We start from the raw sequence: 19,198 nt of genomic DNA, 5'->3' as shown, positions 1-19,198 counted from the left end.
AGCGAACGGCTCCACCCTCGTTCCTCCCACTCCACCCGACCCTAGGGGGCTCCCATGCTCGTCCGTCCTGACCGGTCCACGTCCCGCCGGACGGTGCTCGCCGGCGCCTCCGCGGCCGCCCTGACCGCGGGTCTTGCCGCGTGCGGTCGCAGCGACGCCGGTGAGTCCGAGTCGTCGGCCACGATCAGCGTCGACGACGCACCGGCCACCGGGACCGTCGAGTTCTGGGCGGGAGCCCCGGACGGCGACTCGCTGCCGCCCTTCGTCGCGGCGTTCAAGGAGGAGAACCCCGACGTCACGGTGAACGTCACCACGATCCCGTCGTCGGAGTTCGACACCAAGCTCACCGCGGCCATCGCCTCCGGCCGGGTGCCCGACCTGGTGTCCCTGTACTCCCAGACCCAGTCCTCGATCCTGGCGACCGGGGCGTTCCAGACCGTCCCCGAGGGACTGCTGGACATGAGCTCGTTCTTCGAGCCCGCGCTCGCCGGGGTCACCACCGCGGACGGGGCGCACAAGGCCGTGCCGTGGTACGCCTACGCCCGCGTGAACTACTACCGCAAGGACGTCGTCGAGGGCCTGGGCCTCACCCCGCCGACCACGTGGGAGGAGAACGAGGCCTTCTGCCGGCAGCTCGTGGACGCCGGTCACCCCACCCCCCTGGGCATGTCGGTCGAGTGGGACGAGTACTCCGCGGAGGCGCTGTCGGAGTACGTGCGCCAGAACGGCTCGTCCTTCACGACCGAGGACGGCACGGGGTGGACCATCAACGCCCCCGCCAACGTGGAGGCGCTGGAGTACTTCGCCTCGCTGTTCACCTCGGGGTACTCCTCGCCCGACGGACCGGCCTTCCTCGACGTGGTCCCGTGGCTCACGTCGGGGAAGAACGTCGCGAACATCTCCAACGGCCCGTGGCTGCCGGGCTGGATCGACGAGGCGGCGGGCGAGGGGTACGTGGCGAAGAACATCGGCGTCTACGCGCAGCCGGCCGGGCCCGGCGGGGTCAAGGCCTCCGCGCTCGGCGGCGGCAGCCTCGGCGTCCTCGACCGCGGCGGCAACGCCCAGGCCGCCTGGAAGTTCGTGGAGTACCTCTCCCGGCCCCAGGTCCAGGTGCAGTGGTACCAGGCCTTCGGCAACCTGCCCGCCGTCGAGGCCGCCTGGGACGACCCCTCGATCGCCGACGACGAACTGCTGGCCCCGGTGCGCGAGTCCCTCCCGACCGCCTTCGGCGCCCCGACGGCGGCCACCTGGAGCCAGGTCGCCGACGTCATCGGCCAGCAGATGGAGCGGGTCGTGCGGGGCGGGTCGACGGCGCAGGCGGCGCTGGACGAGGCGCAGGCCCAGGCCGAGGCGCTGGGGACCGGGGCCTGACCGTGGCCTCCACCACCTCCCGCCCCGCCCCGGGAGCCACGTCGTCCGCACCCCGCGGTCCGGCGCTGCGACGCCCCGGCCGGGCCGGGCGGGGCCGGCGCGCCTCCCTGGACCTCGTCGGCTGGGGTTTCGTCCTGCCGTTCGTGCTCGTCTTCGCGGTCTTCAGCGTCGCGCCGGCGGCCATGGCGCTGTTCCTCAGCCTCACCGACATCGGGATCGGCGACCTCACCAGCCCGTTCGCCGTCGACGTCGTGGGGCTGGGGAACTACACCGGCATCCTGCGCAGTGAGGACTTCCAACGGGCGATGCTGAACACCGCGCTGTTCGTGGTGGTGGGGGTGCCCGTCACCATGGGTGCCGGTTTCGTGCTGGCCCTGGCGCTCGACTCCGGCATCCGGCGGCTGCGCAGCGTCTTCCGCGCCGTCGTCTACGTGCCCGTCATCGCGAACGTGGTCGCCGCGGCGGTGCTGTGGCAGTACGCGTTCACCCGGGAGGGACCGGTCAACGGGTTCTTGGGCGCCCTCGGCGTCGACGGGCCCAACTGGCTGGGCCGGCCCGGGTGGGCGGTGGTCGCGGTGCTGCTGCTGACCGTGTGGCGGAACATCGGCACCTGCATGGTGCTGTTCCTCGCCGGTCTGCAGTCGGTGCCCGAGGAGGTGCACGAGGCCGCGGCGCTGGACGGGGCCGGGTACTGGCGCAGGGTGACCGCCATGACGGTCCCGCTCCTGCGGCCCACGACGCTGCTGGTCTCGGTCCTCATGAGCGTGTCCTTCCTCAACATCTTCGACGAGCCGTACCTCGTGACAGACGGGGGGCCGCTGAGCGCGACCACCTCGGTGGCGAAGTGGGTCTACGACCAGTTCGGCTACGGCCGGATCGCCGACTCGATGGCCGGTTCGATGGTCCTTCTCGTCGTGGTGCTCGTCGTGAGCACCGCCCAGGTGCGTCTGCTGAGGTCGAAGCATTGAGCGTCCAGACCCCCACCCCGACCGCCGTGACGGTCACGCCCACCGGACCCCGTGGCACGCGGCCGGCGACGGCCGTGGCTGTGTACGTGCTCCTCGTCGTGGTGTCCGTCCTGATGCTGGCGCCGTTCGCCCTCGTGGTGTTCGGCGCGTTCAAGACGCGGGGGGAGTTCACGGCGGACCCCGGCGGCTGGTTGCCGGACTCCTTCACCAACGTGCACAACTTCGTGGTGCTGTTCACCGAGAAGGGGTTCGGCCGGTACTTCCTCAACAGCGCGATCGTCTCGGCGGTCACGGTCGTGACCAACGTGCTGTTCAGCGCGATGGCCGGCTACGCGCTGGCCAAGGTGCCCTTCCGCGGCCGCAGCCTGGTCTTCGGCGCCGTCGTCCTGGCCATGACCATCCCGTACGTGGCCGTCTTCGTGCCGCAGTTCGTGATCGTCGTGCAGCTGGGGCTGGTGGACACCCTGGCCGGCATCGTCCTGCCGATCCTGGTCATGCCCATCGCGGTCTTCATCATGCGGCAGTTCGCGAGCTCCGTGCCGGACGAGCTGCTGGAGGCCGCGCGGCTGGACGGGGCCAGCGACGTGGGCGTCTTCGTCCGCGTCGTCCTGCCGCTGCTGGGACCGGCGGTCGCCACCGTCGCGATCTTCACCTTCCTCAACAGCTGGAACTACTTCCTCTGGCCGCTCGTCGTCGCCCAGTCCGTCGACACGTACACGCTGCCGGTCGGGCTGTCGGTGGCGTCGGCCGCGGCGAACACCACCGACTACGGCGTGCTGCTCGCCGGGTCGGTGACGATCCTCGTGCCGGTCCTCGTGCTGTTCCTCTTCCTGCAGCGCTACTTCATCCAGGGGATCGCGGCCACCGGCCTGAAGTGAGCCGCGCCCCTGCCGACCCGCCGCGTCGACCGGTTCCCCGGTGGGCGAGGACGACTGGGAGCATCCCCTCGTGACCGAGACCACCCTCCTCACGGCCGACGTCGTCGTGCCGCTCGCCGGCAGCGGCCCCGACCTGCACCGGGTGCTCGCCCCCGGGGCCGTCGCCGTCAGCGGCCAGACGATCCTCGCCGTCGGCGGCCCCGCCGAGCTGCGGGCCGCCCACCCCGACGCCGCCGTCCACGACCTGCCCGGCCGGGTCCTCATGCCGGGCCTGGTCAACGCCCACCACCACTCCGGCCTGCTGCGGGGCACCGCCGAGCACCTGCCGGTGTGGGAGTGGCTGCGCCTGCACATCGACCCGATGCACCGGGTGCTGCGACCCGAGGAGGCCGAGGCCGCGGCGTGGCTCTGCTACGCCGAGGCCCTGCTCTCCGGGACCACGACGGTCGTCGACATGTGGCGCTACCTCGACGGGGCAGCCCGGGCCGCGCAACAGCTCGGCAACCGCCTCGTCACCGTCAACTACGTCGGCGCCCACCCCGACCACGACTACTTCGACACCCTCGACGACAACGAGCGGGTGCTGCGGCAGTGGTCCGGCGCCGCCGAGGGGCGGATCGTCCCCTGGGTCGGTCTGGAACACCCTTTCTACGCCGACGAGGCCGGCCAGCGCCGGGCCGTCGCGCTGGCCGGCGAGTACGGCACCGGGCTGTACACGCACTGCTCCGAGGCCGAGATCGAGGTCGAGCAGTTCCAGCAGCGCTACGGTGCCCGCCCGGTCCACGCCCTGGACCGGCTGGGTTTCTTCGACACCCCGCGCACCGTGCTGGCCCACGCGGTCTGGCTCGACGACTCCGAGATCGAGCTCCTCGCCGCCCGCGGTGCGGGCGTCTCGCACAACCCCGTCAGCAACATGAAGCTCGCCAGCGGCTTCGCCCCGGTCGCCGAGCTCCTCCGGGCGGGCGTCGCCGTCGGGATCGGCAGCGACGGGGAGAAGGAGAACAACAACCTCGACCTGTTCGAGGAGATGAAGGTCGCCTCGCTGCTGGGCAAGCTGCGGACGATGGACGCGGCCGCGATGGACTCCTGGCAGGTCCTGGAGATGGCCACCCGCGGCGGCGCCCGGGCCATGGGCCTGGACGAGACGACCGGGTCGCTGGAGGCCGGCAAGCAGGCCGACCTCATCGCCGTCCGCCTCGACACCCCGCGGATGACCCCGTTGTTCACCGAGGGCCCCTACGCCAACGTCCACCACAACCTCGTCCACGCCGTGCGGGGCTCCGACGTCGACCTGACCATGGTGGCGGGGCAGGTCGTCGTCCGCGACGGTCGCCTCGTCACCGCCGACCTGCACGAGATCATCGCCCGGGCGAACGCAGCCGTCCCCGGTCTGTTCGCCCGCCGCAGCGCGTGGCTCGCCGAGAACGGCGAGCCGGGAGGAGTCGTGCCGTGACCGACCAGGCACCCCACCAGACCCCCGTCACCGAGACCGACCTCGCGCGGCTGCGCGACGCCATCGCGGTGTCCCGCCGCTCCCGCGACCACGGCCAGCACCCCTTCGGGGCCGTGCTCACCGACCCCTCCGGCACGGTCGTCCTGGAAGCGGAGAACAGCGTCCCCGCCGACGGCGACTGCACCGCGCACGCCGAGCTGAAGCTCGCGCGCGCCGCGTTCCGGGCCTACGGGCCCACGGCCCTGGCGGGGTTCACCCTCTACACCAGCGCCGAGGCCTGCGCCATGTGCTCCGGGGCGATCTACTGGTCCGGCATCGGCCGGGTCGTGCACGCCCTGAGCGAGGCCCGGCTCGGCGAGCTGACCGGCGACCACGCGGAGAACCCGACGATGGCGCTGTCGAGCGCCGCCGTCCTGAACGCCGGGCAGCGCGTCGTGCTCGTCGCCGGACCGGCGCTCGCCGGCGAGGCGGCCGCGGTGCACGAGGGGTTCTGGGACTGAGGGGAGCCCCCCGGGCCCGGCGTGGCCGGAACCGGGAGGCCCAGAGCGGGGTTCAGCCGTCGGTCCTCAGACGAGGGGCAGTTCCCCGCCGTCGACGGTGAGGGTGGTGCCGGTGACCCACTGGGCCCGGTCGGAGGCGAGGTAGGCGACGGCCTCGGCGATGTCGCGCGGGTCCCCGGGACGTCCCAGGGGAACCCCGGCGGTGACCTCGGCCAGGGGGACGCCCATCGCGTCGGCGAAACCCTGGCGGATGGCGTCGGCTCCGGGGGTCAGGACGTTTCCGGGCACGATCGTGACGACGCGGATGCCGGCCGGGGCCAGCTCGGCGGCCAGGGCCTTGCCGTAGGCGTTCAGCGCGGCCTTGGCGGCGCCGTAGTGGGCCAGCGGGGGCGCCGGGGTGAGCGCGGCTCCGGAGGAGACGTTGACGATCGCGCCGCCCTCGCCGGCTTCGCGCAGCGCCGGCAGCAGGGCGTTGTTCACCCGCACCGCGGAGAGGTAGTTGAGGTTGAGGGCGTCGACCCACTCCTCGTCGGGGATGGTGGAGGGACCGCCGAGGTGGGCGCGGGCGGCTGCGGCGTTGTTGACGACGACGTCGACGCCGCCGAGGACGTCGAGGGCTGCGGCGGTGAAGGTCTCCACGCCCGCCGGCGAGCTGATGTCGCCCTTGATGAAGGTGGCGGCCCGCGGGGTCGTCTCGGTGGCGTTGCGGGCGGTGGTGACGACGCGGGCGCCGCCGTCGAGGAAGCGCTGGGCGATGGCGGCGCCGATCCCGCGCGAGCCTCCGGTGACGACGACGCGCTTGCCGGCGAACTCGGTGGGGGAGGGGGTCACGGTTCTGAACATGCGGTCCACAATACATGTTCTGGACCGGACGTCCAGAAGTTCTGGAACGCCGGTTCAGATGGGCGTACGATGCGGGCATGGCGCGACCCCGCAAGTTCGACGAGGACGACGTCGTCGACGCAGCCCGCCGGCAGTTCAGCCGGACCGGCTTCCACGGGACCTCGGTCGACGACCTCTCCCGCGCCACGGGCCTGAGCAAGGGCAGCCTCTACGGGGCGTTCGGCGACAAGGCGGCCCTGTTCCACCGGGTCTTCGACGAGTACTGCACGGCGTCCGACCACAGCGCCGCGGCCCGGGTCGAAGGACCGGAGGACCAGGCGCTGGACCGCCTGCGCGAGTGGTTGCGTTCCCCCGAGGGCGGCCACGACCGCCTCGGCTGCCTGCTGGCCAAGGGCACGGCTGAACTGGCGTTCGAGGACGAGGCCGTCGCCGCCCGGTCGCTGGCGGCCTTCGAGGCGTTGTTCGACAGCTGCCGCCGCCTCGTCGAGCAGGCCCAGCGCGCCGGTCACGTCGACCCGGCCGCCGACCCCGCGGTGCTGGGTGGAGTGGTCGTCACCACGCACCGCGGGCTGGAGGCCCTCAGCAAGGCGGGGGTCGACGCCGCGACCCTCAACCGCATCGCCGACGCCACGATCGACGGCATCGCCCTCGCCCCGGCCCGCCCGCAGGTCCAGGGTCCCCGCTCGCGGACGTCACCGCGCCGCGCGGCGCCGGGGGAACCGGGCACTTCGCGGCGCCCGCGCAGCCCGCGCGGTCGTCAGGAGGCGCCGGGGGTCCCGCCCGCGTAGCTCCAGGCCGGCTTGCCCCCGGCTCCGGTCGAGGTGACCTCCGGGCCGATGAGCAGGAAACTCGCCTCCCCGTCCGCCCGGGGGCGGTGCTCGACGCCGCGCGGGACGACCAGCAGGTCGCCCGGGCCCAGCACGACGTCCCCGTCGCGCAGTTGCACGGTGAGTTCCCCCGACAGCAGCAGGAACGTCTCGTCCTGGTCGTCGTGGCTGTGCCAGTTCGTCGACCCGGTCCCCTTGGCCACCTTGAACAAGTTGCCGTTGGCCGAGGTCAGGACCTCCTGCGACCAGAACTCCACCAGTTCCGCGGCCTCGTCGGCCGGGTTGATCTTCTGCAGCACGCACGCCTCGTCCCCACCGGTCGTCCCCGACCGGTCCCGTCGATCCCCGCACGTCGGGGCCCACCCGATCATCGGCGGCGGGTGCCGACGCGGGAAGTGGTAGGAATGCCACGTGCCGCAAGGATCGTCGCAGGGAGCGTGGGGGTCGTCCCCTCCCGGTCCGCACCGCGTCGCCATGGTCGTCGACGCCGACTCCAACCCCTTCGAGGTGGGCTGCGCCTGCGAGGTGTTCGGCGCGCCCGTCCGGGCGGGCATCGGGCGGGCCCTGTACGACTTCCGGGTGGTGGCCCCCCGCCGGGGCGTCCGGATGCGCGACGGCCTCTTCACCATCGAGGCGACCGGCACCCTGGCCGACCTCGAGCAGGCGCAGACGGTGATCGTGCCCAACCGGCCGCACCACGACGACCCGACCCGTCCGGCCGTCCTGGCCGCGATCCGGCGCGCGCACCGGCGCGGTGCCCGGCTGGTGGGTCTGTGCACCGGCGCCTTCACCCTGGCCGAGGCCGGTGTCCTGGCCGGGCGCCGGGCGGCGGTGCACTGGGACCTCGCGGGGACCTTCGCCCAGCGGTACCCCGACGTCCGGGTCGAACCGGACGTCCTGTTCGTCGACGACGGCACCGTGCTCACCTCCGCCGGCAGCGCCGCGGCGCTGGACCTGGCGCTGCACGTGGTGCGCAGCGACCACGGCGCGGAGGTGGCCAACCACGTCAGCCGGCACCTCGTCTTCGCCGCGTTCCGCGACGGCGGTCAGCGCCAGTTCGTGCCCCAGCCGGTCCCCGCCCTCGTCGACCGTTCGCTGGCGCCGGTGCTGGCCTGGGCGGCGGGGGCGCTCGACCAGCCGTTGAGCGTGGCGGACCTGGCCGGGCGGGCGGGGACGAGCGTCAGTTCGCTGCACCGCCGCTTCCGCCAGGAAGTGGGGACGACGCCGCTGGCGTGGCTGACCGCCCAGCGGGTCGCGCTGGCCTGCCGGTTGCTCGAACGCGACGACGCGGGGATCGACGTGGTCGCCCGCCGGGCGGGACTGGGTTCGGCGGCCAACCTGCGCAGCGTGCTCAAGCGGCAGGTGGGGTTGAGCCCGTCGGACTACCGCCGACGGTTCTCCGCGGGGTCGCGCCCCACGGGCCCGGCGACGGCGGGGCAGCCGCGCAGCACGGGGTAGTCGTCGAGCACGGGCACCGACCGCGCGCTGGTCAGGAACGTGCGCTGCGCCAGGCCCCGCAGGGCCCGGGTGGCGGCCAGCCGGTGGGCGGTGCGCACGAGCGCGACCCCGGTCCCGGAGAAGGGGTGCAGGAGTCGCGCCCCGCCCGGAGGCAGACCCTGGGCGCTGTCGGCGTACCGGCGCAGGAGCGCCTCGTACCGGGCGAACGCCCGGCCCGGGTGGTCCTCGCCGGCGGCGTGGGTGCGGGCGAGTTCCCCGGCCAGCACGTGGGCGGCGACCAGGGCCAGGGTGGTGCCCATGCCGGTCGGGCCCGACCCCCACGCGGCGTCCCCGAGCAGGGCGACCCGGCCCTTGCTCCAGGTGGACACCACGACCTGCTCCATGCGCTGGGTGTAGAACTCCTCCGGCCGGGCGGCGAACCCGTCCAGGATCCGCCGCGTCTGCCACCGCGCGCCCCGGAACCGTTCGGTCAGGACGCTCAGCTGCGCCTCGACCGGCAGCCCCTCGAACCCGAGGGGTTCGGACTCGAACGACAGGCTGGCCCGCAAGGTCCCGACGTTGTCGGGCCGGATCGAGGCGACCCGGCCGCGGGGAGCGGTGTACCAGTCCCACCAGTCGACGTCGTCGGCGGTGCGGCTCAGCGTGCCGTAGGCGATGCTCACGCCGAAGTCGCGGTACTCGGTCTCCCGGTCGAACAGCAGCCGGCGCGTGCGGGAACTGCGGCCCTCGGCGACGAGCAGCACGTCGAACCGCTCGCGCGCGCCGCTGTGGAACTCGACCTGCACGCTGTCGGGGTCCTGCCGCACACCGACGACGTGGTCGCCGTAGCGCAGGTCGACGTCGTCCTCGACCAGGCCGACGAGGATCTCGGCGAACTTCCCGCGCAGGATCTCCAGTTCGGCCGTCGGGCCGTCGCGGCCCTCCTCGCGGGGGATGCTCGCGTAGGGCCGGCCCTCGTCGTCGACGTAGCGGGTGCCCCGCTCGCCGGTGAGGTGCGCTCTGACCGTGTCCTCGATCCCCATCCGGCGCAGCACCTCCCGGCCGAGTCCGCGCACGTCGATGTTCTGGCCCGCCTCCCGCGGCCGGGGCGACCGTTCCAGCAGCGTGACCGCGAAACCGGCCTGGTGCAGGCCCCAGGCCAGCGTGGGGCCGGCGATGCTGGCTCCCGTCACCAGGACCCTCGGGGTGCGCGTCGGCGCCGTGTGGGTGCTCACGTCTCGTCCTCCTGCAGCGGTGGTCGGGGTGGAGGGGGCGTCGGCGGCGGGCGCGAGTTCTCCCACACCGGTGTCACCACCATGAAGTTTCTCCACTATGGAGACATTTCATGGTGGAGGCAACCGGTAGGCTCGGTCCCCGTCCACCCAGGACGCGGGCCCCGTGGGGCACGGGGGAGGCAGGAGGACCGGGATGGCGCGACGGCAGGCGGAGGACGGTGCGGCAAGGGCCGTCCTGCGCGAGGACGTGGACGCGCGCAGCGCGATGCCGCTGGCCGACCAGGTCGTCGACGCCCTGCGGGTGCACACCGCCGACAACGCCGACGTCGTCCACCAGCTGTCCCGCTGGCTGGGGGTCGGCACGGCCGACGCCGAGGCCTTCGGGCAGGTGCTGTACGCCCAGGAACGGGGCACCCCGCTGTCGCCGACGGTCCTGGGTCGCCGCGTCGGCTTGAGCACCGGCGCCACAGCGGCGCTGCTGAACCGCCTCGAGGCGGCCGACCTGGTGGTCCGGTCCCGCGAGCACCGCGACCGGCGGGTCGTGACCCTGCGCGTCCCGCCGGACGTCCGGGAACGGGCGGCGGTGTTCTTCGCGCCGCTGAGCGACCGCGTCGACGCGATGATGCGTCAGCACCCCCCGGAGCTGCTCCGCCAGATCGTCGCCGTGCTGGACGAGCTGCACCTGGCGGTGAGCGACGTCGTGAGGGAGTTCGACCGCGCGCAGGCACCTGCGGGCCCGGCTGCGCGCAGGCGCTGACGCAGCCTCAGCCCAGCGCGCGCGTCCCTCCCCGGGCCGCGGCACGCCCCGCCTCGGCCGTGGCGCCCTCCCCGGGGGACCGGCGGGCGACCTCGCTCAGCCAGGACGCGGTGTCCGTGCACGCCCGGCGGGCCTGCTCCTCGTCCCCCTCCGGGCGCTCGGGACCGGTGGTGGCTGCGGTCCAGGCCCGCCCGCCCTGCAACGCGGTGTAGCGGATCCCGAGCCAGAACCCCGGCTCCTGCACCTGCAGACCGTCCTCGTCGTGCTCGGCCGGGCGGGCACGGTCGACGAGGACCTGGGTGACGTAGTGACGCCCCCGACCGTCGGTGCCCTCCAGCACGACGAGGCGCGAGCCGGCCTGCGAGGGGGTCGCCGGCAGCGCCACGGTGCACAGCTCCTCGGGCGCCCGGTCGGGGCCGGGAGCGTCCAGGGGCGTGAACTCGATGGAACTGGACATGCCGGGGCAGCCGTCGTTGTCGGCGCACACCTGCCGCATCGCCTCCCGGCTGCGCGCGGCGGCCGCGGCGACGACGTGGTCCACCGCGGTCCGGGCCTCGGCCTCGCTCACGGCCGCGGCCGGCCCCTCGGGCTCGGAACAGCCGGCCAGGCCGCTCACCAGGACACCGGCCAGGACACCGGCCAGAACACCGGCCGGCGTCAGCGCGCGCAGGGTGCCGGGCCTCGACGGGCGACGCGGTGCGATCACGCCGCCGACGCTACCGAGCGGGCACCGGTCCCGGGGGCGGATGCCGCACCGATCGGTGCTCCTTCCCGGTTCGCCTCACAGGAGCCGCCGAGTTCGGACAGAGTGGGCCCGGTTCCGCTGGCAGACGACGATCGGGGAGCGATGTCCAGGCGTGGTGCTTTCGATCCGCAGGAGACGGCCGGCGCGGGGCGAACGGACGGTGCCTGGCGTCTCGCTGTCGCGCGAGCACTGATGATGGCGGCGGTGACGACGTTGATGCTCACCGGTGTCCTCGCCCAGCCGTCCCGGGCCGCGGTGCCGACCATCACGCGACTGGCGGGCGACGATCGGTACGCGACCGCGGCAGCGGTGGCCCGGCAAGCTTTTCCTGGACGTGCTGACACTGTGCTCATCGCCTCCGGGGAGACCTTTCCAGACGCGCTGACGGTCACAGCGCTCGCCGGCGCCTTGAGAGCGCCGGTCCTCTTGGCGCGTAGCGGCGAAGCCCCCCCGAGCGACCAAGGAGGCCCTGGCTGGTCTGAGGCCCTCCCAGCTCATCGTCGCGGGCGGGGCGAACCGCGTCAGCGACGCTGTCGCGGCGTCCCTGGCGGACAGCGCCGGCGGTGCCCGGGTGACGCGTCTAGCTGGCGAGGACCGCTACGGGACGGCGGCGCGGATCGCGGCCGAACTGCCGACGGCGGGCATCGGGCAGGTCGCAGGAGTGCGCACGGCGTTCCTGGCGACCGGTCTCCGCTTCCCCGACGCGCTCGCCGCCGGGCCCGTCGCTGCGTCGATCGGCTCTCCGGTGCTCCTCACCGATCCGCAAAGCCTGCCCGAGGCTACAGAACGCGCGCTCGTCGACAATGGCATCGGACAGGTCGTCGTCCTCGGTGCCGAGAGCGCCGTCGGTGAGGCGGTCCTCGACCGGCTGAGCTCTTTGGGGATCGGGTTCACCCGTTTGGGAGGGGCTGACCGCCAAGCCACGGCCGCCCTGGTGGCCGACTGGGCCGTCATGCACGTCGGCTTCTCCGGTGCTCGAAGCGGCCTAGCCCGCGGCGACGACGCGGGCGGCGGTGCCGACGCCCTCGCCCTCGGCGCCGTCGCCGGCCTGCGAGGTGAACCCGTGCTCCTCGCCGACGCCTCGGATGCCGGCGCCGCGACGCTGTCGTGGTTCGCGGCGCACTCCGGCGTCGTGACGGGGATCGACGTCGTGGGGGATGACAGGGCCGTCTCCTCGCAGGTCGTCTCCTCCGTCGTCGCGGCTGCGACGACGGGGACAGCGCCCGACCAGAAGGGGACGGGACGACTGGGTGTGGAGGTCGTGGGGGCCCCGGCAGGCTCCGAGGCACTGGTGAACGTGTCGGGCCCGAATGGTTTCTACGCATCGTCGTCGGCCAGTGGGACGCTGGACGGTCTCGCTGCGGGCACGTACCGCGTCACCGCAGCACCGGCGCCCTACCCGGGGGGAGTGGCGTACGCCGACTCGCCCATCCAGGACGTCGAGGTACCCGCGCAGGGCATGTCGCAGGTGCGTGTCGCCTTCGGCACCCAGGTCCCCTCGACCACCAAAGCCCTCCCGGCGGCATCGGTGATCGCCAGCGGCGCGGATCCCGCCGGCAGGCCGGTGCTGTCACTGGAACCCGAGCTGTCCCCGAGCATCGCGGTCGGCGACATTCTCGCAGCGGCGGGAGGGACGGGGCTGGCCGACGGCGTACTCGGGCGCGTCGAAGCCGTGGCGACCGGGGACAGAACCACCGTGACGGTGACGCCCGTGGACCTGCGTGACGCGGTGCCGGTCGCCGACTTCACGGTCGAGGCACGCGGCACAATGCCCGACGTCGAGGTCGACGCGGGCGGTGGCGTCGATGCGGCGGCAGCGGCGCCCGCGCAGACCGCTGGGCGGAGCAGCCTGGCAGTGGGCACGGTGCTCAAGGCCGCGGGGACGGGAACCTCCGCGAGGTGGGCTCCTTCCTGCGGCCCCGCCACCACGGTGGAGCTCAAGGCTGAGATTGCCGCTGATCCCTACTACGTCCTCGACGCTGACTGGAACTGGGACGGGGTCGAGGCCTTGGACATCGGGATGGGCCTGACCGGGCGAGCCGGCCTGTCGCTGTCCGGCAAGGGCAAGCTCGGCTGCGAGGTCAAGAAGGAGCAACCGGTCCCCGTCCAGCTGCCCTCCTTCAAGTTCATGGTTGGGTACGTCCCCGTCGTCGTGAAACCCAAGATGGACATGGTCATGAACTTCAAGGGAACCCTGTCGGGGGAGTTCACCTGCAGCAACTCGGCGACGATTGACGTGAGGTTCGGGTCCCGCTACCGGAAGGGCGAAGGGTTCCGCGGGTACGGCGACGAAAGCCACTCGGACAAGCTGACCTGCACCACCGGGGGCGCCGGAACCGCGGAGTTCCTGGCCGGACCGCAGGTCGACCTCAAGGTCTACGGCGTCGCCGGTCCGCGGGTCGCCGCGCAGGTCGGTCTCAGCGCCAAGGTTCAGACGATCAATCCGCGCTGGTACGTCGACGGTGTTCTCGCAGCCAAGGCCGGCCTGGTCGTCGACCTGTGGAAGATCAAATCCGACTACACCGGCGCGCTACAGCTGACATGGCGGATCGCCGAGGCCGAAGAAGGCGGCATCGACGGTGTGTGCGACGGGGTCCAGTTCTGCCGCTCCGTCGCGTCGGTCGACGTGGACGGTGACGGGTCGACCGATGCCGTGGGATTGGTGGGCGGCGAGGCACGAGGATCGACGACGACCGTGCGGTTGTTGACGGCGTCGGGCCTCCTTGTGGCGACGGTTCCCCCAGGCCCCGAGAGCGAGACGTGGCCGTCCGGGTCGTCCTGGTACGGCTACGCCCAGATCGACGGCCACCCCGGGGCCGAACTTGTCATCGGTTCCACGGCGTACTCCTTCTCGTGGTTCTTCCAGGTGTTACACGTCCGCGACGGACGACTGGTGGCTCTGCCGACTCCCCAAAGCGAAGCAGCCGACGACGTGGAATGGATCCTGACCGACGCCGCCGACGAGCCGACCGGTGACCCGATGGAGGACTACGCGGGCCGTACAGGGTTCACGTGCCTGCCGGACGGCACCCTGGAGACGCGCTTGGCCAGCATCGTGGGCGGTGGGGACCACTGGGAGACGTACCGGACGCAGAGGCGTTGGGACGGCGACCGATGGGCCGACGTCAGCACGGTGACCGGGACTGCGGCCGCGGGCGGACTGCCTGGCACGTGGTCGGGCTGGTCGTGCTCGGGACTCTCCCGGCTGCCGTGACCGGTCGCGCCGTCGAACTGGACGTGACCGAGACGGCTGCGCCGTCATGTCCGAGGGGCTTCAGGCCCTGGTGCTTCGGTGAACCGGCGGGATGCGCGGGGTCATCTCGTGCCTCGATCTCCTGTCGTGCCACGGCGCCGAGGTGGTCGCCGCCAGGCCCCGCTACTAGAGAGCGCGCCGTCGACTCGGGGCCGACCCTGCACGGTCCCGGCGGATAGGCCCGTGTCGTCGGAGAAAGCCGATGATCGTCCTCCCACCCTCGCAGGAGCATCCCTATGAGCTGGTGCGCCCGCACAGTTTCATCGTGCGCAGTGTGACCAGCATGGACGCCGTCGACGAAGCGCTGGACCGGCAGTACCGGGCTGTGGTCGCGCCGCCTGCACTTCCCTCGCTCAACCACGCCTCAGGACCGGACGCAGCGCACGAGGACGAGGAGGACGAGGAGGAGATGTGGGAGGTGTCGGTGTCTCGGGCGGTGGGAGGCCAGTACACGCGGGAGGAGTGGTTCGACACCCCGACGATGAACGTGGGGGTGGGCAGCGAGCGGGTGCCGGTGCAACACAACTACGAGACCAGCGGGCACAACGCGGCCGCTCATAGCGAGCGCGCAGGACACCGACGACACCGAGCTGACGTACGCATCGAGGAGGACTGGAGCTGGACCCGGCCGGCTGAGATGTTGCCAGCCGCCGCCGCACGGAAGCGGTCCGGCAGTGGCTGACGACGGGACAGCGGCGCACGAACATCGACTGGGAGGATCTGTAGCCCGTTCCTCCGGACCGCTGTCCACCGCCGACCTCGTGGTTCAGCTCGCGGGCACCTCGGCCCGGCCGCGCCCGTCCCCGCGGCGGGAGGCCTTGGCGGCGTACATCGCGGTGTCGGCGCGGCGCAGCAGGTCGTCGAGGGTGACCGGGCCGGTGCTGCGGGCGGTCCCGGTGCTGGCCGAGACGCGGACCACGACACCGTCGAGGTCGAAGGGGGAGTTCAGCGCGGCCTCGGCGCGGGCGGCCACCTCCTGCACGGCGGTCGGGTCGGCGGTGGCCAGCACGACGACGAACTCGTCACCCCCCAGCCGCGCCAGGCCGTCCCCCGGGCGCAGCAGCGCGGCCAGGCGCTGCGCGGCCAGTTGCAGCAGCCGGTCGCCGGCGGCGTGGCCGTACCGGTCGTTGACGGGTTTGAACCCGTCCAGGTCCAGGTAGAGCACCGCGACGGGCCCGACCGCGTCCCCTGCGGCGTCCGCGGGGGCGTGGTCCCCGGCGCCGGCGACGTGGCGGGTGAAGTGCTCGTGCAGCCCGGCGCGGTTCAGCTGCCCCGTGAGGGGGTCGTGGGTGGCCGCGTGCAGCAGCGCGTCGTGGCGGGCGCGCCGTTCGCGGTCGGCCGCGGCGTTCTCGGCCTCGCGCTGGGCGGCCAGGACCGCGACGTTGCCGATGAGCAGCAGCGACAGCAGCAGGGTGATGACGAAGGCCACCAGGTCCAGGGCCGGGGGCAGGGGAGTGGGCAGCCACCCGGCCTGCACGAGGACCTGCAGGGTCGTGCTTAGCAGCACCGTCACCACCGCGCAGGGGCGCCAGGCCCGTGCTCCGCTCCACTGCAGGTGCACGCTGGCGACCAGGGCCGTGAAGACGGGGAACAGGAACGACACCCCGGTCCAGGCGACGGTGAGGCCGAACACCCCCGAGGCCAGCAGGACCCGCACCCAGACGCGGTTGTCCAGCCGGCCCCCGCCGATCCAGCGCTGCACCGGGTCGCAGCGCAGCAGCAGGGCTGCCGGCCAGCCGAACACCTGGGTCCACCAGGGGGAGAGCACGGCCTCGTCGGGCAGCACCCACCACACCAGCCCGGCCAGCGCGCCGATCCCGGCCGCGGCGGCGGCCAGGCCCGCACCCGTGACGCGGGGACGCCTCGACGACCCCGCCGGTGCCCGGCCGCGGCCCGCGGGCAGGACTCGGCCCGGGCCAGCGCCTGCTGCACCGCGCGGGGCACCCCCTGGCACGCCACCTCCGTGGGCTCGCTCGTCGTCCGCGGCCGATGACCGCTCCCACGGCATCGGTGCAGGGTACGGCCGCCTGGAGGCGGCGAACGAGTGAGGACGCGCGAGCCGGTGCGGGTGCCGGACCCGCCCACGGGATCCCCGGGGGCCCCCGAGGTCACCGGGGATCAGGTGCGCCACCGTTCCGCGATGGCCTCGGCCTCGGCGATCACGGCCGCCCGCACGGCGGCGGCGGCACCGCCGAGGGTGCCGGCGCGCGCCAGGCTCGTCGAGCGGTGGTGCCCGGCGGGGTCGTCGACCCGGACGGCCGTGACGTCGGCGGGCAGCACGTCCGCCGCCAGGCTGGGCAGGGTCGTCAGGCCCAGCCCGGCGGCGACGAACCCGAGCCGGGCCCCCCAGTCGGCGACCTCGGCGACGACGCGGGGTGCGGGCAGGGTCGGCCAGGCCCCGAACTGGGGTTCACCGCGGGCCCCGTGGCCGACGACCCACCCCTCCCCGGCCAGCGCGGAGACCGGCACCCTGCCCTGCCCGGCCAGGTGGTGGCGACGGCTGAGGGCGACGAGCAGTTCCCCGCCCGGCAGCGGTTCGAGGTCGAGGCCGGTCAGGTCCCAGTCCGGCAGCCCCTCGCCGCCGGCGAGCAGCGCCAGGTCCAGGCGCCCGGCGCGCAGCCGGCGGAGCTGCACGGGTGTCGAGGCGATCTGGAAGTCGACGGCCACGGCGGGGTGGTCGAGGGCGACGCGGGCGAGGGTCCGGGGGCCCAGGACCATCGCCGCGGTGGTGAAACCCCCGAGGGCGACACGACCGGACACCGGGGCGGCGGCGTCCCGCAGTTCGCGGGAGGCCGTGTCCAGCTGGTCCAGGACGACGACCGCGCGCGCCGCGAGCCGGTGCGCGGCGGCGGTGGGTGCGGCGCCGCGCGAGCCGCGGTGGAACAGCTGCACCCCGGTGGCGTCCTCCAGGGCGGCGATCTGCTTCGAGACGGCCGACTGGGTGAAGCCGAGCCGCTCGGAGGCCCCGGTCACCGTGCCGGTCTCCAGCACGGCCAGCAGCGCGCGCAGCAGGGAGGGGTGGACGTCCAGCGTCTGCACCGCCCCATCCTCCGGCATGCCGCGGTGGAATGACGGACATGAACGACTGTCGCTCCCGGAAAGGCGGTCGGCGCGGCACGATCGACACCGGAACCCCACCGCGGCACCCGTCGCCGGTGCGACCCGGTTCCGGTGGGAGGCGTCGTGTCCAAGGTCTGGTTCACCACCGGCAGTTCCAGCGGTTTCGGCCGGTTGTGGGCCACGGCGGCGCTGGAGCGCGGTGACCGCGTGGTCGCCACCGCGCGGCGCCCCGAGACGCTGGACGACCTCGTGCAGCGCCACGGGGAGGCCGTGCTGCCCCTCGCGCTGGACGTCACCGACCGCGACGCGGTGTTCGCCGCCGTGGAGCACGGGGTGCGGCGGTTCGGCCGTCTCGACGTCGTCGTGAACAACGCCGGGTACGGGCACTTCGGGATGGTGGAGGAACTCGGCGAGCAGGAACTGCGCCGGCAGCTGGAGACCAACTTCTTCGGCGCGGTCTGGGTGACCCAGGCGGTGCTGCCGGTGCTGCGCGCCCAGCGCAGCGGTCACCTGGTGCAGGTGACCAGCGAGGGCGGTGTCCGCGCCTACCCCGGCATCGGCGCGTACCACGCCTCGAAGTGGGCCCTGGAGGGTCTGTCCGAGTCCCTGGCCCAGGAGGTCGCCCCCTTCGGCGTGCACGTCACCTGCCTCGAACCGGGGCCGTACGCCACCGACTGGCTGTCCCGCGGTTCCCGGCGCAGCGACCCCGCACCGGCCTACGACGTGGTGCGGGCGGACCTGTCCCCGGACTTCGCCGTGGGCGACCCGGCCGCCACCTCGGCGGCGGTCCTGCAGCTCGTCGACGCCGCCGAACCCCCGCGGCGCCTGGTCCTGGGGAACACGCTGCCGCAGATCGAGGCGGTGTACGCCGACCGGTTGCGGACGTGGGACGCGTGGCGGTCGGTCTCGGAGGCGGCGTTCGGCTCCGGGACCCCCTGACCCCTCGACATCTCCCGGGCCCCCGGGGTCCGGACCGTCTCACTCCGCCGGGGGCACCCCCACCCGGTCCCGGTCGCCGACGACGTGGACCCGCGGCCCCGCCGCCCGCAGCCGCTCCAGCTCCGCCTCGTCGGCGTGCTCGTCGGTGACGACGTCGTCGATCCCGTCCAGCGCCGCCACGCGGGCCAGCGTCACCCGACCGACCTTGGAGGAGTCGGCGACCACGACGGTGCGCTGCGCGCTGCGGATCATCGCCGCGTTCGTCCGCGCCTCGGTCTCGTCGTGCGTCGTGACGCCCCCGGCGGCGCTGAGCCCGTCGGCGCCCAGGAACGCCGTCCCGACGTTGAGCGCCGTGAACGTGTTCTCGGCCAGCACCCCGACGAGCTCGAAGGAGTGCGGCCGCACGACCCCGCCGGTCATGAGGACGCGCAGGTTCGGCCGGGAACCGATCTCACCGGCCGTGGTCAGCGAGTTCGTCACGATCGTCAGGTCGGGACGGAACCGCAGCGCGCGGGCCACCTCCGCCGCCGTCGTCCCGCCGCCGATCGCGACCGCGTACGGGCCCTCGGGCAGGAACGTCGCGGCCCGGCGGGCGATGAGCTGCTTGAGGTGGTGGGACGTGCCGGCCCGCAACCGGACGGGGACCTCGACGGCCGAGGCGGCGGTGCGGGCCCCGCCGTGGGTCCGGGTCAGCAGCCCCTGCGCCTCCAGGTCGGCCAGGTCGCGGCGGACGGTGGCGACCGAGACGCCGAGCTCGTCGACGAACCGGTGCAGGCCGACCGTCTCCTGCTCGCCGAGCAGGCGCAGGACCGCGACCAACCGGCGCGAGCGCTTGCCCGAACCGGCGTGGGGGAGTGGTGGCGTCGTCACGCGGCATCCGATCAGTAATCCTGAGCGCTTCGCTCAGATCATTGCAGCCGTCGCTCACCTTC

The 19,198-nt window shown here is 73.6% G+C and carries 18 protein-coding genes and 1 pseudogene; 12 read left to right on the top strand and 7 right to left on the bottom strand.

The genetic code is table 11. From position 1 onward, the window contains the following. The first annotated feature begins 54 nt into the window (after positions 1 to 54). The 5 genes from BJ968_RS00565 to BJ968_RS00545 all read left to right on the top strand — a co-directional run bounded on the left by BJ968_RS00565 (position 55) and on the right by BJ968_RS00545 (position 5,170). Positions 55 to 1,371: an extracellular solute-binding protein gene (locus BJ968_RS00565; protein ID WP_179748297.1), complete on the top strand. Its 1,317-nt coding sequence runs from the start codon at positions 55 to 57 to the stop codon at positions 1,369 to 1,371. 2 nt (positions 1,372 to 1,373) lie between these two features. Next, positions 1,374 to 2,339: an ABC transporter permease subunit gene (locus BJ968_RS26190; RefSeq protein ID WP_218884662.1), complete on the top strand. Its 966-nt coding sequence runs from the start codon at positions 1,374 to 1,376 to the stop codon at positions 2,337 to 2,339. Further along, entirely contained in the window at positions 2,336 to 3,217 is an 882-nt protein-coding gene (locus BJ968_RS00555; protein ID WP_218884661.1) for a carbohydrate ABC transporter permease, read from the top strand. Before BJ968_RS26190 ends, BJ968_RS00555 begins: the two co-directional genes overlap by 4 nt. Positions 3,218 to 3,287: 70 nt before the next feature. Beyond that, the gene (locus BJ968_RS00550; protein ID WP_179748295.1) at positions 3,288 to 4,670 is read left to right on the top strand and encodes an amidohydrolase family protein; all 1,383 of its coding nucleotides are present in this window, start codon (positions 3,288 to 3,290) and stop codon (positions 4,668 to 4,670) included. Continuing rightward, positions 4,667 to 5,170 carry a deaminase gene (locus BJ968_RS00545; protein ID WP_179748293.1) on the top strand — a complete coding sequence of 168 codons (504 nt, stop codon included), beginning with the start codon at positions 4,667 to 4,669 and terminating at the stop codon, positions 5,168 to 5,170. Before BJ968_RS00550 ends, BJ968_RS00545 begins: the two co-directional genes overlap by 4 nt. Positions 5,171 to 5,236: 66 nt before the next feature. Here BJ968_RS00545 and BJ968_RS00540 read toward each other — a convergent pair whose 3' ends face one another. Beyond that, positions 5,237 to 6,013, bottom strand: a complete 777-nt coding sequence (locus BJ968_RS00540) for an oxidoreductase (protein ID WP_179748291.1) — start codon at positions 6,011 to 6,013, stop codon at positions 5,237 to 5,239. Between the two features lie 77 nt (positions 6,014 to 6,090). On the opposite strand from BJ968_RS00540, the gene BJ968_RS00535 reads away from it, so the two are divergent. Then, on the top strand, positions 6,091 to 6,801 hold the full coding sequence (locus tag BJ968_RS00535; RefSeq protein ID WP_179748289.1) for a TetR/AcrR family transcriptional regulator: 711 nt from the start codon (positions 6,091 to 6,093) through the stop codon (positions 6,799 to 6,801). Here BJ968_RS00535 and BJ968_RS00530 read toward each other — a convergent pair. Beyond that, positions 6,771 to 7,139, bottom strand: coding sequence for a cupin domain-containing protein (locus BJ968_RS00530; RefSeq protein WP_218884660.1), 369 nt, complete (start codon positions 7,137 to 7,139; stop codon positions 6,771 to 6,773). The genes BJ968_RS00535 and BJ968_RS00530 overlap by 31 nt on opposite strands. 175 nt (positions 7,140 to 7,314) lie before the next feature. On the opposite strand from BJ968_RS00530, the gene BJ968_RS00525 reads away from it, so the two are divergent. Then, complete coding sequence (locus tag BJ968_RS00525) at positions 7,315 to 8,298, top strand: GlxA family transcriptional regulator (RefSeq protein ID WP_179748285.1); 984 nt, start codon at positions 7,315 to 7,317, stop codon at positions 8,296 to 8,298. Here the strand turns inward: BJ968_RS00525 and BJ968_RS00520 are convergent. Further along, positions 8,223 to 9,512 (bottom strand): FAD-dependent monooxygenase, encoded by a 1,290-nt coding sequence (locus tag BJ968_RS00520; RefSeq protein WP_179748283.1) that lies wholly within the window; start codon positions 9,510 to 9,512, stop codon positions 8,223 to 8,225. The genes BJ968_RS00525 and BJ968_RS00520 overlap by 76 nt on opposite strands. Before the next feature lie 193 nt (positions 9,513 to 9,705). On the opposite strand from BJ968_RS00520, the gene BJ968_RS00515 reads away from it, so the two are divergent. Continuing rightward, the gene (locus tag BJ968_RS00515) at positions 9,706 to 10,269 is read left to right on the top strand and encodes a MarR family winged helix-turn-helix transcriptional regulator (protein WP_218884659.1); all 564 of its coding nucleotides are present in this window, start codon (positions 9,706 to 9,708) and stop codon (positions 10,267 to 10,269) included. Positions 10,270 to 10,276: 7 nt separating this feature from the next. On the opposite strand, the gene BJ968_RS00510 is transcribed toward BJ968_RS00515, so the two are convergent. Then, positions 10,277 to 10,975 (bottom strand): hypothetical protein, encoded by a 699-nt coding sequence (locus BJ968_RS00510; RefSeq protein WP_179748281.1) that lies wholly within the window; start codon positions 10,973 to 10,975, stop codon positions 10,277 to 10,279. Between the two features lie 141 nt (positions 10,976 to 11,116). On the opposite strand from BJ968_RS00510, the pseudogene BJ968_RS27150 reads away from it, so the two are divergent. The 3 genes and pseudogenes from BJ968_RS27150 to BJ968_RS00500 form a co-directional block, all read left to right on the top strand. Further along, positions 11,117 to 11,440, top strand: a pseudogene (locus BJ968_RS27150) (cell wall-binding repeat-containing protein); the annotation flags it as partial. Positions 11,441 to 11,585: 145 nt separating this feature from the next. Continuing rightward, positions 11,586 to 14,228, top strand: coding sequence for a cell wall-binding repeat-containing protein (locus BJ968_RS00505; protein ID WP_179748280.1), 2,643 nt, complete (start codon positions 11,586 to 11,588; stop codon positions 14,226 to 14,228). A 241-nt stretch (positions 14,229 to 14,469) separates the two neighbouring features. Further along, on the top strand, positions 14,470 to 14,949 hold the full coding sequence (locus BJ968_RS00500; protein ID WP_179748278.1) for a hypothetical protein: 480 nt from the start codon (positions 14,470 to 14,472) through the stop codon (positions 14,947 to 14,949). An 84-nt stretch (positions 14,950 to 15,033) separates the two neighbouring features. Here the strand turns inward: BJ968_RS00500 and BJ968_RS00495 are convergent, their stop codons facing one another. Together BJ968_RS00495 and BJ968_RS00490 are read right to left on the bottom strand one after the other, a co-directional pair. Continuing rightward, on the bottom strand, positions 15,034 to 16,221 hold the full coding sequence (locus BJ968_RS00495) for a diguanylate cyclase domain-containing protein (RefSeq protein ID WP_179748277.1): 1,188 nt from the start codon (positions 16,219 to 16,221) through the stop codon (positions 15,034 to 15,036). A 164-nt stretch (positions 16,222 to 16,385) separates the two neighbouring features. After that, positions 16,386 to 17,306, bottom strand: a complete 921-nt coding sequence (locus BJ968_RS00490; protein ID WP_179748276.1) for a LysR substrate-binding domain-containing protein — start codon at positions 17,304 to 17,306, stop codon at positions 16,386 to 16,388. Positions 17,307 to 17,450: 144 nt separating this feature from the next. On the opposite strand from BJ968_RS00490, the gene BJ968_RS00485 reads away from it, so the two are divergent. Continuing rightward, positions 17,451 to 18,266 (top strand): SDR family NAD(P)-dependent oxidoreductase, encoded by an 816-nt coding sequence (locus BJ968_RS00485; RefSeq protein WP_179748275.1) that lies wholly within the window; start codon positions 17,451 to 17,453, stop codon positions 18,264 to 18,266. 39 nt (positions 18,267 to 18,305) lie between these two features. Here the strand turns inward: BJ968_RS00485 and BJ968_RS00480 are convergent, their stop codons facing one another. Beyond that, complete coding sequence (locus BJ968_RS00480; protein WP_179748274.1) at positions 18,306 to 19,136, bottom strand: DeoR family transcriptional regulator; 831 nt, start codon at positions 19,134 to 19,136, stop codon at positions 18,306 to 18,308. Between the last annotated feature and the right edge of the window lie 62 nt (positions 19,137 to 19,198).

It is taken from the genome of Kineococcus aurantiacus (assembly GCF_013409345.1).
Lineage (GTDB): Bacteria > Actinomycetota > Actinomycetes > Actinomycetales > Kineococcaceae > Kineococcus > Kineococcus aurantiacus.
The sequence above is the reverse complement of the archived record's forward strand: the minus strand, read 5'-3'. Positions and strand labels throughout refer to the sequence as shown.

Coding starts and splice junctions, on each gene's coding strand:
- BJ968_RS00565 (WP_179748297.1), top strand. CDS start 55: ATGCTCGTCCGTCCTGACCGGTCCACGTCCCGCCGGACGGTGCTCGCC.
- BJ968_RS00540 (WP_179748291.1), bottom strand. CDS start 6,013: ATGTTCAGAACCGTGACCCCCTCCCCCACCGAGTTCGCCGGCAAGCGC.
- BJ968_RS00535 (WP_179748289.1), top strand. CDS start 6,091: ATGGCGCGACCCCGCAAGTTCGACGAGGACGACGTCGTCGACGCAGCC.
- BJ968_RS00525 (WP_179748285.1), top strand. CDS start 7,315: ATGGTCGTCGACGCCGACTCCAACCCCTTCGAGGTGGGCTGCGCCTGC.
- BJ968_RS00515 (WP_218884659.1), top strand. CDS start 9,706: ATGGCGCGACGGCAGGCGGAGGACGGTGCGGCAAGGGCCGTCCTGCGC.
- BJ968_RS00500 (WP_179748278.1), top strand. CDS start 14,470: ATGATCGTCCTCCCACCCTCGCAGGAGCATCCCTATGAGCTGGTGCGC.